Genomic DNA, 14090 nt, shown 5'->3' with positions numbered 1-14090 from the left:
TTATGACAGCAAGAGAGCCAGACGATTTTCAATATATAGCGCCCTTGGGTCGCCATTTCTTTTATCATATTGATGACAATACAGTTCAAGCAAGTGAACTTCTATCTTTAAGAGAAATACCCAGAATATATAGCCTTCCAAGTCAACATTATTTGACCATAGATTCTATTAGTATCAATGGAGTTATAGATGATGTTAATACTGTTTATGGGCACAATACCTGGCTTATCAATAATCCTATTCCCGGTAAGGATATTACAGTATTTCTTCGCCTAGGCGATGAAGCGATTACCCTAAGCGATACAACGATTGCCGCTTCTGATCTAAATAGCTTAGATAACAACACGACTGGACTCATTAACACGAGCAATGTGATGAGCATCACGGGCTCAATAGATGACATGTTTACTGCACTTGCCTCAAGTGGCATTAAAGGTTTAGGGGATCTAGCATTGACCCTAAGCGATACAACTATTGATGCTTCTGATCTCAATATCTTAGATAACAACACGACTGGACTCATTAATGCGGGCAATGTGATGAGCATCACGGGCGCAATAAATGACATCAATACTGCATATACCTCAAGTGGCATTACAGGTTTAGGGGATCCAGCAATGGCCCTAAGCGATACAACTGTTGCTGCTTCCGATCTCAATACCTTAGATAACAACACGACTGGACTCATTGATGCCAGCTCTGTGACGAACATCATGGGAACAGCATATGAAATCAATACGGCTTATTCCTCCAGTGGTATTACAGGTTTATGGAATCCAGAAGTGACGCTAAGCGATACAACTATTGCTGCTTATCTTAATAGCTTAGATAACAACACTAATGGACTCATTAATGCCAGTAATGTGACGAACATCAGGGGAGCAATAGCAGACATCAATACGGCTTATGCCTCAAGTGGCATTACAGGTTTGGGGAATCCAGCAGTGACACTAAGCGATACAACTATTGCTGCTTCTGATCTCAATAGCTTAGATAACAAAACTTCTGGAACCATTGATGCCAGCACTGTGTCGAGCATCACAGGAACAGCATCAGACATCTATACCGCTTATGTATCAAGTGGCATTACACGTTTACGTGATTCAGCATTCGATTTACATGATCCAGAAATAAAATCTGCGATATTAGAAGGAGCATCATTTGATATCGGTCAATCGAATCCAAGCTGGCGAGGTGAAAATGGGCCTATCCTTATCAATATCACCGCTAGAGATTTAAATGATTTGCCTAGATCTCGAGACCTTCCTCTTTACTGGAGCATCTCTGGAGATGAAATAGATTCCTATGACTTTAATGAAAATTCCTACGAGGGTTCTATCGGAATTAGAAATGATCGAACTAAAACAATAGAGCTATTACCAAAAGCAGACAATAAAACAGAAGGCGATGAGAAATTTAATTTTAGCTTGTATGCTGACCCTGAAAATAAAATAGAGCTTAAAAGTAGCAGTTTTATTTTAAAGGATACTTCAAAGCCAAAACAAGTTACCTATGAAGCAATAAATAATAAAGACGAAATAGAAGAAGGGCCTCCTTTTTCTGGAGAGGATAATTCGATTGTTTATGCATCACTCAATATATCAAGTGGAGATATACGCAATCATGGCGACGAAATCTACTGGCAGATTTTAAGTAATCAAAACACTTTAGACTCATATGACTTCATTACACCTTTAAGTGGCTCTCTCGAGGTCGATAATGATCCAGGTGAAAATAAAATATGGATAGGGGCAAAAGCAGATGACTCTCAGGAAGGTACAGAGTCATTTACTGTCAACTGGTATTCGACTGCGAAGTTTACTGATGAAAATCTACTTGCTTCATCTGATCCGATAACGATAAAAGATACGTCAATTCCTGAGAGTTATTTAATCAATAATATCTCTAATTCAATAGATGAAAATGGATACATTGAGCATGAGTTCACACCTTTTGATATTGACGATCAACTAGAATATAAAAGATATTATTTCAATTTGGTTGGAGATGTAAATAATGAGGACTTTTATGTTTTTGAAGAAAACATACGAGGCTCTGGAGCAGAAGGAATTACATGGATAAATGATTACAATCTGACAATAGATGGCTCAACATCTCAAAACGTAGGCCGATATAATTTCATAAAAGGAGCTGTTGACGCAAAAAGCAATGAAAAGGTTAGCCTTAAAATCCCTGTAAGAGATGATCAAAAGTCAGAGGGTTCTGAGAATGTTCAAATCAACTGGTATTCTACACCTAATTTTTCCACTGAAGAATCCATAGCATCATCAGAATTAATAGAGATTAGAGATACATCTACCTCACCTGTCTATTATGAGTTTGAAAACTATAGCAACCCAAACAGACTAAGTACTACTGTTTTCGAGAAAGAAACAGTAAAACATACTATTACACCAAGGCTATCAAATCAATATGATCCAACCAAGCTTTATTGGCGAATAGAAAGCCTACCAGGAGAAAGTGATCTTGATCGATCAGTAACTATTGATGATTTTGAAGGTTTAGAAGCGTTAAATGGAGAAGAGTTCATCTATAAGGATATAACGACTAATATAAGTTTGACGATCAAAGATGATGGCGATAGCATCAATGAATATTATCAAGTCGGTTGGTATACAGATCCTGGATTTCAAGATCCAGTAAGCCCCTCATTTCAAAGCATAGAAATCGGCAAGCCACGCGAGGATTATTTAGATTCAGTTTCAATCTCTACACCATCTTATATCAATGAAGGTGAAAGCATAAAACTTGATATTCAAGGTATTGTAGATATCAAAGGCGAACAAAGTTCAGAACTATATTGGACTGCTAGAGGTACTAATATTAACGCTCAAGATTTTACTAGTATTCGTCAAATTGCTGAGCAAGAAGAGAGTTTCAGGCCTGGAGCCGTTACCTTCCTTGAAGGAGAAACAATTGAAGGCCAATTAAATCTAACAGGGGACGAAAACAAAGCGTCTATTTTTCTAGATGTAAACAATGATTTAAAAAGTGAAAAAGATGAAACAGTTAATGTCGAATTTTTTTCAAGCCTTTCAGACAAACTAACTAATCAACCAATTGCAAATACAAGTTTTGTAATTAGGGATACCTCAAAAGGTATCCCTAGCATTGCCGATCAATATTTCATCGATGCTCCTGCATACGTCAATGAAGGTGAGACCTATTATGTGAGATTAACGCCTGATGGATTACCTGAATTTGATAATCCACAACAACTCTACTACGACATATCAGGGGAAGGTATAGACAATATAGATCTCAAAGTTTTAAATTTAGATTCAACATTTTCAACAACTGGTCAAATTGGCTCACAGACAATTACTGCCTATGAAGGGAGGACTTCATATCTTCAATTACGCCTTTTAAATGACTCAATTTATGAAGGAGACGAGAATCTTGATATTAAATTCTATTTAGATGCAAATAAGTCAACGCAAGTTGGAGAAACTGTTTCTACAACAATATTGGATACGTCTGTTGGCAATTCTCAAGGGTTATACAGTATTACAACCACTCCATCAGTATCGATTAATGAAGGGGGCACATTAGCAATCAACTTTGAGGCTACAAACTTACCTGAAGCAGAAGTTGGTGTAACTAGATGGTGGCGTCTATTTGGTGCAGGAATCGAACATGATGATCAATGGGCGAGTTTAGATCATTTCAATTTAATTGGAGGTCAATTTTCACCTAACAGTAGTGCAATGCCAATTCATCTTGAAATAAAAGATGACGGACAAACTGATGGCGATGAAGTCTTAGAAATCAAGTTATATGAGACATATGATCAATATCGTAATTGGCAAGATGAAAGTGTAACCCCCCTAGCTAACGCATCAATAATTATAAAAGATCCTCTACCACCAACATATCAAATTAGACCCTATCAATATGAAGACGGAGAATGGGTCCAATCAAACTCAATCGAAGTGAATGAAGGTGACTCTATAAATATCGGTGTTGATGGTTCGAATCTGAGATATAACACGGCAACTATTTACTATCAATTATCGGGAAATGGTATTGAATACACTGATTTTAATATAGATGATTTATATGGTTTTTACAAAAATTTATTTGAAAATTATTTAAAGGGTTCTATATCTATCGATAAAGATAGTTTGAGTCCAACAGGTGAGAGTATTCCAAAACAATTAACTTTTGATGTGAAGACTGATCAGTCAATAGAAGCTGATGAGACACTTAATATTAACTTTTACTCCGATTCAGCACGTACACAACAATTTTTCATTGATACGGCTTCCATCACTATCAAAGATGCAACTAGTGCACCAGAAAAAACATATTCGATCACAACAAATAATGAAGAGACGATCAATGAAGGTGATCTTATAACGACAAATATCACGACAACAAATGTGAACGATGGTGAGAATATATTCTGGACTCTTTCGGGAAATGGCATTAATCAAAACGACTTCAGTCTAGGTTCTCTCTCGGGTTTTAGTACAATCGTTGATCAAAAAACAACTATTGAACATTCACTCTTTGAAGACAATGAGACTGAAGGCTTAGAAACTTTATCTATAGATCTCTATTCAGATCCTCAAAGAAGTAATTCACTTAGTGAAACATTAAAAATTGAAATTAATGATACGTCTAGAGAAGATAATGACTTATATACTCCTATCTCTGAGACACAAAGCTATTCATTAACAACAAATGCTAACTCTATCAATGAAGGCGAGTTGTTGACAACTTCAATTGTAACAGAAGGTATATCAGATGGCAGTAATATTTATCTAAAGCTTTCAGGAGATGGCATCAATTCTGATGATTTCAATTCAGGTGAATTAGAGAATGTTAGTCTTATTTTAAACAATCAAGCACGTTTTTCACATCTGCTAAGTAATGATTTTTCAACTGAGGGAACAGAAACGATAGACATTAAATTGTTTTCAGACTCAGAATATACTCAACAAATATTAGAGACCAAATCGGTTCTTATTAATGATACTTCGATTGATCAATCATTAACGACTACAATCATAGATGCAACTGCCCTTAACAACCTAGATGCGACTACGGATAGTGCCATTGATGCTAGTTCTGTCATAGCCATTACCGGAGCCATAGCAGATATCAATGCAGCTTATACATCATCTGGCATCACAGGGTTAGATGATGTAGCTGTCACTCTCAGCGATAAATCCACAACAGCAAGCACTCTCATTAATCTTGAAGCAACAACAGATGGTTCCATTGATGCTACTTCTGTAACCACAATTAAGGGTTCCATTGATGATATCGATACCGTTTATGCATCATCTGGTATCACAGGCTTAGACGATACTTCGGTCACTCTCAGCGATACTACGACCACTGCAGGCACTCTTATTAATCTTGAAGCAACAACAAATGGTGCCATTGATGCTACTTCTGTAACCACAATCAAGGGTTCCATTGATGATATCAATACCGTTTATGCATCATCTGGCATCACAGGCTTAGCTGATACTTCGGTCACTCTCAGCGATACCACGACCACTGCAGGCACTCTCAATAGTCTTAACGAAAAAACAAATGGAAAAATTGATGCTACTTCTGTAACCACAATCAAAGGTTCCATTAATGAGATCAATACCGTTTATGCATCATCTCGTATTAAGGGGCTTAGTACTTTTAATCAAATAGGAAATGATATTGATGGAGAAGATGCTAACGATTGTTCTGGACAATCTGTCAGTCTTTCAGCAGATGGATCTATTGTCGCTATTGGTGCGTATAAAAACGATGGCAATGGAGCAGATAGTGGTCATGTTCGTATTTTTAAAAATCATAATGGAAACTGGACACAAATCGGTAGTGATATTGATGGAGTAGCGAATGATGATTACTTTGGATTCACCTCAAGTCTTTCTTCCAATGGTTCCATAGTTGCGATTGGTGCACCTGGTCATGAGGCAGGAAATAAGGGCCATGTACGAATTTATCAAAACAACAACAATACCTGGCAGCAAATAGGGGATGATATTGATGGAGAAGCAGATTGGGATAATTTTGGTCGATCTGTCAGTCTTTCAGCAGATGGCTCTATTGCCGCTATTGGTGCATATCAAAACGATGGCAATGGACCAGATAGTGGTCATGTTCGTATTTTTAAAAATCATAATGGAACCTGGCAGCAAATAGGTGGTGATATTGATGGAGAAGCCGCTAATGACAAATCTGGACAATCGATCAGTCTGTCAGCAGATGGCTCTATTGTCGCTATTGGTGCTTACTTCAATGATGGCAATGGGGTAGATAGTGGTCATGTGCGAATTTATCAAAACAACAACAACACCTGGCAGAAAATAGGGGATGATATTGATGGAGAAGCCGATAGTGATTACTCTGGTTTTACACCAAGTCTATCTTCCAATGGTTCCATAGTTGCGATTGGTGCACCTGGTCATGAGGCAGGAAATAAGGGCCATGTACGAATTTATCAAAACAACAACAATACCTGGCAGCAAATAGGTGGCGATATTGATGGAGAAGCAGATTGGGATAATTTTGGTCGATCTGTCAGTCTTTCTGATGATGGTTCAATCGTTGCGATTGGTGCATATGGAAACGATGGCAATGGACCAGATAGTGGTCATGTTCGTATTTTTAAAAATGATAATGGAACCTGGCAGCAAATAGGTAGTGATATTGATGGAGAAGCCGCTAATGATAAATCTGGTCAGGCAGAGACAGTCAGTCTTTCAGCAGATGGCTCTATTGTCGCTATTGGAGCATATCTAAATGATGGCAATGGAGTAGATAGTGGTCATGTTCGTGTTTTTAATATTAAAAGTACAAATTTAAATCTCAATGATTCGGTAACTACAGCTAGTTCTATTCACTCATTAGCTACAACAATCAATGGAACAATTGATGCCAGCTCTGTTGGAACCATCAGTGGTTCCATTGAGGAGATTAATGCTACTTACGCATCGAGTGGAATTAGCGGGCTGGAGAATACAAATTTCACTTTAAGTGCTCCAGTTTCGGCATCAGATCTCAATGCTCTCGACAGAAAAACGACAGGAATCATAACTGCAAACGTCCTAGAAACTGATATGACAACTCTTGTTTCATTAACTAACTCATATGGCAATAATGCTTACACCAATACGGTTAAGGATACAACTGTTAGCGCAACTGCTCTAAATACCTTAGCTGCTGCAACAAATATTGCAATTGATGCAAGTGCTATTCAAACCATCACTGGTTCCATTGAAGAGATTAATGCTGCTTACGCATCCAATGGAATTACAGGGCTAGGAGTAGAAACTGTAACTCTGACAGATGTCGCTATTGCTGCGACTGATCTTAAAACTCTCGGCACGGCTACAAGCGGTGCTATTGATGCTTCCTCTGTTGGCAGCATCAGTGGTTCCATTGACGAGATTAATGCTGCTTACGCAGCCGATGGAATTACAGGGCTAGGAGTAGAAACTGTAACTCTGACAGATGTCGCTATTGCTGCGACTGATCTTAAAACTCTCGGCACGGCTACAAGCGGTGCTATTGATGCTTCCTCTGTTGGAAACATCAGTGGGTCCATTGACGAGATTAATGCTGCTTACGCAGCCGATGGAATTACAGGGCTAGGAGTAGAAACTGTAACTCTGACAGATGTCGCTATTGCTGCGACTGATCTTAAAACTCTCGGCACGGCTACAAGCAGTGCTATTGATGCTTCCTCTGTTGGAAACATCAGTGGGTCCATTGACGAGATTAATGCTGCTTATTTGTCACCTGACATTAAGGGATTAGGGAGTGAGGCGATCACACTTACCGATACAAGTGCTACTGCAACGACACTCATTATATTAAACCACTTTTCTTCTGGAACCATTAATGCTAGCACTGTGAAGACAATTACTGGTGCGATAGCAGATATCAATACTGTTTATGCATCATCTGGCATTACGGGGTTAGGGGACATTGATATGCAACTAACGGGAGAAGAAGATGATCTAACCCGAACCAACCACGAGATCGTCAATACATGGGCAGAGAATCCAGAGGCAACACTGGAAAGTGATATCGAGCTGGGTTATAGCCTCCATTCAATCAACGGCACTGACACGCAAACTGATCTCAGGCAACTTGCTGTTCTTGGTGATTCGGTTGATTGGCAAGACACCTATCGCCTGGATATCACAGCCAAGAGCCTTGTTGATGGATATGACTTAGAAACAGCTGATATCACGATTGAATTTGATCCTTATCTGTTTAATGAGATCCAAGCCTCTGATATCACGATTGGCGGGCAACTACCCATCGCCAATGCGGTACGCATTGATAATGATGTGGGAACAATCCGGATTGCTGCTGCAAGTCTTGGAGATCTAGATCCAGGAGATCTCTATGGAAACCATCTAGCCGATGCCGGAGCGAGCATCGGCTCAGATGGTGGTGTTTTGGCGTCGATCGATCTGAATTTCAATGAACTTAATCTTGCCGAACTCAATCAAAATTCAGATGGCAGCATTGACGATCTCAGCACACCACTGTTCTTTGGCTTGAGTGCCAATCAAGATGAAACAGTATTTTCTAAGGATCTCACCGATGCTGCAGGGTTAAGCAATCGCGAGATCAAGAGCCTGCGCGAACTGGGTGGTGATTTAGCTGTTGATGGAACCAAAGTCACCCTTTATGAGGCAACAATCAATCTACAAGAACAAGGCGATGGCTTGATCTTAAGTAGTGATCTTGATATTGGATCTTATAACTCAAAACAAACAAATTTGCTTCGTTCAGGTGACACGATCTCAACAACAAGCACCTGGACCAATCTTGGCAATATCGAGGCGCAAAACATCCAAGTCACAGGCATCACCAACAGCAATGCAGAACTGGTAGCAAGCGAGAGTTATTTTGCCTACCAAGGCATCGACGCGAACGATATTGAGGTCACGCGCAACAGCCTCAACAGCGGCAGCTTTAGTTCAACTACAGGAGAATTCGAATCAGCAGCGCAAGAATCTGGCGAGCTGCATGCAGCGATCAAGATCACCGGTGCTGCAGGCAATGTTGTTGATCTCGGCTTAGGCATTGCCAGTTTGAAAGCTGATGGATCAGATCTCTTCAGCAACCAAAAGGGTTCCAAAAACCTGATTACCTATCAAGGCGATTTGAATTACGACGGCCGGGTATCGATGAAAGATCTGGCCTATCTCAATGCTGGAGCTGCAAGGCAACAGCAAGTCAGTGCTGATGACAGTGCAACTGAGGTTGATGCCAATAATGATGGCGTTGTTGATGCCAGTGTGGCGCGAGGAGTGGATGCCAACTTTGATGGCCAGATCTCCATGGCTGATTTAGCTGTCTTGGATGCCGATTGGGGCCAAAGCCTGCATCAAAGCTCCAATGGAACACAATCAAGCTTTACCGGTTCTGATCAAATTTCTTGGGATGAACTCGATAGCCAGGGAACAACAGGCGATGCCGCCTGGGATAACCAAGCCTTTAAGGATCAAAACGCTGTAGAAGCGGGTAATGACTTCGTTGAATCACTGGAAAACCCAACAGCTGTGGGTGTGATCGGCGCTGATGGCAATAGCGACAGCAGCGATCACGACATTGCTGGCACTGAATTCCAAGATCCGCTCACCGGTTAAAGCAAAGCAACAATAAAGCTTGTTGTAAGAAACATCCTTTTTATATCCAAAAAATATATTTAACTGGCTTGGCCAGTGCACTTTTGAGCTATTCAATAGTGCGAAGTATTGCCTGCTTATTCATACAACCCAATCAATAACCTTAAATATTCATAGCCGCCTAAAGATTGTGCTTATTCAAGGGTCAGATAAGAAACGAGTCATGATAGGGCCTATAACTCTCAATCAATAATCACCTAAGTAGGCAAAGCTGATGGATTCAGTTCGAACTGCGGTCAAATGAATATTTCCATGACCCCATGCTAAGACTGCGAAATCCAAGGCAGTCTCAAGTGGAGTTAGAGGAGACCCCCCTCCCTTTAGGTTCTTCTGGAGTGCATTAATCAAGGTGGCCTCCCAGCCCTCAAAATCGCTAGCGGCAGGCCGTTGTTCGTGGTTCACCAGGCCGCCAACACTGTTGATACTCCTGTGATCAATTCCGTTTTTGCTTCTGAGATAGTTCGCCAGCCGATTGCTACACCGCTGAGCCTTGGCGCTAAAGCTAGAAATTGATCTCGCACCCTGCGGCAGCGATCAAATTGTTTGCTAGTTACATCTGTAACCAGAACCACTTCACCTGCCGCCTGTTGTGCTCTTAGCCGATGAAGTCCACCGCGTGCTCGTTCAATATCGGCTTGTAACACCTCCAGCGATGGAAGCTCAGGTGGCATAGCTAATTGCACGGGCCGCTCTGTTTCTTGATATACATCTGCATTTCTTTGTGCTTGATCACTTGCAGCCTGCAAAGTGCTGTTAATGCTTGAGAGCATTAAGCCATATGCATCCCTACTCTCAAGCAGCTGTGGTGCAATCGATTGTGCCCAACTCTTCATTAGTTTCTCAAGCAGAGCGAATACTTCCTTCTCTGCATTCTGAATCTGCTCGGCATTACAAAACTTTCTTTCCTCTTCCTGCAGCTGTAGTAATAAAGAGCGACTTTGCCACCAGAGTCTTTTACGACGTTCTAATGCCAACTCCTGCCGGGGACTGAGTGACCTGTTATCGGCTTGCTCTAATTGACGCCAAGTGATCAACAAACGCTTTAGATCCACTTTCGCTGGACGTCCAGGTTGAATGCAGGCCTGCAATCTTGGTTCGGCCTGCGCAATCCGTCGAAAACTGGTGAGTGGTAGCCCAAGGCGACGAGCAGCTTCTCTAAGGCTCACCACTTGGCAATCAGAACTGCTCATTAAGAGATCCCTTTTCGTGGCCCCCAATGCGGATCATCACCGGCGTCGATATCCCAACTGCTGCCTTGGACATACCGCTGAGAACTCGGTGGTGTGGTCACAAGATCCATTGCAATGCTGTTGACCTCCGACCTAGGCACCCCGGCCACACCAACTAGGCCAGAACCTTCTCGCGCTCGATTTGTACCTGCGCACACAACCCCATCAGGCTTTAACTCCCCCCTCTGAGTCAACTCTTTTGTTTTTGATATGTCCGGTGTGACCACAACCGCAGATCCTTTGCTGTTACTTGGATCTTCGCTATGGCCAGTGGCATGGCCATCGGTGTGACCGCTTTGGCCAGACTGAGGGGCCCAAAGGCCTGCAAGTCTTTGTCCCCCAGAGACACGACGTCGGCCCCACTCCCAGTCGGCTTGCTCTGCAATTTGCCGCACCCTGGCACTGAGTTGGTTATTGCGACGCTCAACAGGGACACCGAGAAACTCCAGTAAATCAGGGCTTTTCACCGGACCAGGTGTGTGGAGCTTTAAGTAGTCGAGAACCTGATCCGTCCACGGATCAATCTCAGTGAAGTCACAATTACGCCCTGCAATCGCATCCCGCTCTAATTCATCGCAAACGTCCCATTGAACGCCCACTTGGTACTGCTCGACGGCACGAGCCCAGATTGCATCTCGATGCTCCTTCGCCCATGCCAAAGGCAACATCCGATCAGAAATCCGAATGCAAACAAATCGAGTCGACCCGGTGGCGTCTCTTAGAGGAGACCCGTTGCTTGTCGCCCAAAATACGAATCGGCGCGGATGACGTTCAGGAGCACGTTCATAGGGAGCGCGGTAGGTGTCTATCCGCTCAGTCAAAAATGCCTTGAGCTTTTCCTGATCCGCTCTACGAGTAACGCCATCCAGCTCTGCCAGCTCAACCCCCCATGCGGTTCGGCATTTCATCAACGCATCACGACCTAAGTCCTCAAGACCTTCAGTCCAGTAATCAACTCCAAAAAGAATTCGACCAAGAGCTGACTTGCCCCGCCATTGCGGACCAACCAGAACCGGCGTCTGTCTAATGCTGGCACCAGGCTCAAAAATACGAGCAACAGCAGAAATGAGATATCGCGGCAGAAACGCAGCTGCGATCGGATCATCAATTCCCAGCAAGAACCTATCCAGTCGCTGCCACTGCTTCATCGGCAAAGGGTCTACTCGCAGCATCGTCTCGAGATAATCCTGAACAGGGTCAAACTGGTTCTGCTTTGCGAGGAGCTGCAAAGCATCAGAGGTTGCCTCTTTTGGCCAAGTCTCTGCTGACGTCGAAAGCCTCACGTACAGCCTGCCGATGTCATTGGCTCCCAGAACCTGATCCGCTACATACACATCACCTGTACGGATGTTCAGTCTTGGCTTCCCGCCTAATACCCAAGGCAAGTTGCTAAGGACCTGATCGGCCTTAAGACGATGACGGTGACCTGGAACCAACCTTGCGCCACGGGAGTCCTCCGCTATTGCGGACGATCGTGGTGCAGACTCCTGCCCCTGCTGTTGTCGCAACCAGAAGCGCTCGCGCCCTGGCCAGCCGGGATCCGGTTCTGGCGATCGACTCTCTGCAGATCGCAAAACCTTGATCAGCTCGTCTTCCCCAAGCCGCGGTTCGCATCGAGCCGCGAATTGACGGACTATCTCTTCTGAACAACCGCTGAACTTGATTCCAGCTGCCCTGGCGGCATTCTCCACTGCAATCGTTCCAACGGCCAACCGGAAACACTGGCTGTTGCGATCACCCTCCTGAGCACCTTTCTCCACTAACTGTTCCTGATCTCGACTCAACAAATTCGACAGATCAGGCAACTCCTTTGGCTTGGCAATCGCTTTGCTGATCTCTTCAACGGAATAACTAGCCCCAGCAGCATTGGCTATCTGGCATGGCTTGCCTGTCTGCGGGTGAATGGTGCCGGGCAATCGCATTACCCGGGAGGGATTATTGATGCTGCGATCAGCATCTGCAAAATTCAGCAAGCGCTTCTGCAGATCGCGCCATTGCTCTGGAGCTAGCGGCTGATCGAGCACCCAATAGCTATGAATGCTCTTATGGCCGGTATCAATCTGAACCGTCGGCTCTGGCAAGCCCAGATCACGCCAGCAGTCCAGCTGCCATAGCCGACTGCAATCATCGTGCTCAATAAAAACAGCTGGGCATGAAGTAATACTCTTGTCGTTGTCGCCGTTGTTTCCAATGACGGCATAGATGCTGCGCCCCTCTGATTGCCATTGCTTGATTAGGTGCTGGGAAAGTTTTCCTTTGCGGCCACGATCGTTGTGATTGCCTTTCGGCAGAATCCCACGGATTCGGGTGGAACTTGGATCCTTCCTCAACAGCTCCAGAAAGCGCTTAATCTGATCAGAGGGGTCCTCCTGAAAGCAACGCTCTAGTGCCAAACGAGCGTCATCAAACATCTTTAGAGCACTCTCGTCACCAGCTTCAGCAAGGTCACAAAGTTTGCTTAGGGGGTTTTCTGAGAAAAAATTGTGTTTAGTCATTGTTCAGAAGTTTCTTGATTTTGGACATCAAAGAAGCCCGGGGAATGCAACCTTCCGGGGTTATTTATTGCTCAAGCACTGGCTGCCAATTTCGAGCGAGCGCCAAATGTTTCAATCTCCTCAGCTGGTAGACGCTGGAATACTTCAAAGGCCTTCTCGGTGGCAACAGGCTTCCATTGCAGACGGCCTCCTTGGACTAAACCGGACCAGCGATAATCACGGCCCTCTTTAAAAGGAGTAATCGCACTTCGTCGCATCGCCAATAGCGACTTCACGTGAATCCCAAGCCGTTGCGCCATCAATTCAGACGACAACAAGCCACTAGAGATCAAAGAATGATCATTCATGAGAGTTATGCGGTTTGTATTGACCTGTCGCCGGAACCCGTTCAGCCATTGCTCGAGCCAACAGTCAGAAACTGAAACTGTCGGAGGTTGCACTGCTTCGTAGAGCAGCAGCACGAAAAATTTGGGCTTACTGAGGTGTGTTTGGCCGGTTCGGTTGATCTCCTTAATTATAACTCTTAAAAACGGCGCTGCACTACTGGTAGCGTACAGACAATCCCATGAGCACCAGAAGAAGGGTATTTTATCCCGAGTTTTATCCCGAAGACGTTTCAGTCCGAAACGCGTGTCCCTTGAAACCCCTCTCATAGCAATAAAAGAGGGGCCCTCTCAGGCCCC

Annotated in this window: 5 protein-coding genes; 1 reads left to right on the top strand and 4 read right to left on the bottom strand. The window is 43.5% G+C overall.

Features of this window, described 5'->3' with window-relative positions:
• The first annotated feature begins 2 nt into the window (after positions 1-2).
• The gene (locus tag SIB41_RS00410) at positions 3-9644 is read left to right on the top strand and encodes a hypothetical protein (RefSeq protein WP_413359550.1); all 9642 of its coding nucleotides are present in this window, start codon (positions 3-5) and stop codon (positions 9642-9644) included.
• 225 nt (positions 9645-9869) lie between these two features.
• Here SIB41_RS00410 and SIB41_RS00405 read toward each other — a convergent pair whose 3' ends face one another.
• The 4 genes from SIB41_RS00405 to SIB41_RS00390 all read right to left on the bottom strand — a co-directional run bounded on the left by SIB41_RS00405 (position 9870) and on the right by SIB41_RS00390 (position 13706).
• On the bottom strand, positions 9870-10085 hold the full coding sequence (locus SIB41_RS00405; RefSeq protein WP_413359547.1) for a hypothetical protein: 216 nt from the start codon (positions 10083-10085) through the stop codon (positions 9870-9872).
• Entirely contained in the window at positions 10082-10873 is a 792-nt protein-coding gene (locus SIB41_RS00400) for a hypothetical protein (protein ID WP_413359546.1), read from the bottom strand. Before SIB41_RS00400 ends, SIB41_RS00405 begins: the two co-directional genes overlap by 4 nt.
• Positions 10873-13407, bottom strand: coding sequence for a VapE domain-containing protein (locus SIB41_RS00395; protein WP_413359543.1), 2535 nt, complete (start codon positions 13405-13407; stop codon positions 10873-10875). Before SIB41_RS00395 ends, SIB41_RS00400 begins: the two co-directional genes overlap by 1 nt.
• Positions 13408-13478: 71 nt before the next feature.
• Positions 13479-13706, bottom strand: coding sequence for a hypothetical protein (locus tag SIB41_RS00390; protein WP_413359541.1), 228 nt, complete (start codon positions 13704-13706; stop codon positions 13479-13481).
• Between the last annotated feature and the right edge of the window lie 384 nt (positions 13707-14090).

The sequence above is a fragment of the Prochlorococcus sp. MIT 1201 genome (assembly GCF_047303415.1).
GTDB lineage: Bacteria > Cyanobacteriota > Cyanobacteriia > PCC-6307 > Cyanobiaceae > Prochlorococcus > Prochlorococcus marinus_D.
The sequence above is the reverse complement of the archived record's forward strand: the minus strand, read 5'-3'. Positions and strand labels throughout refer to the sequence as shown.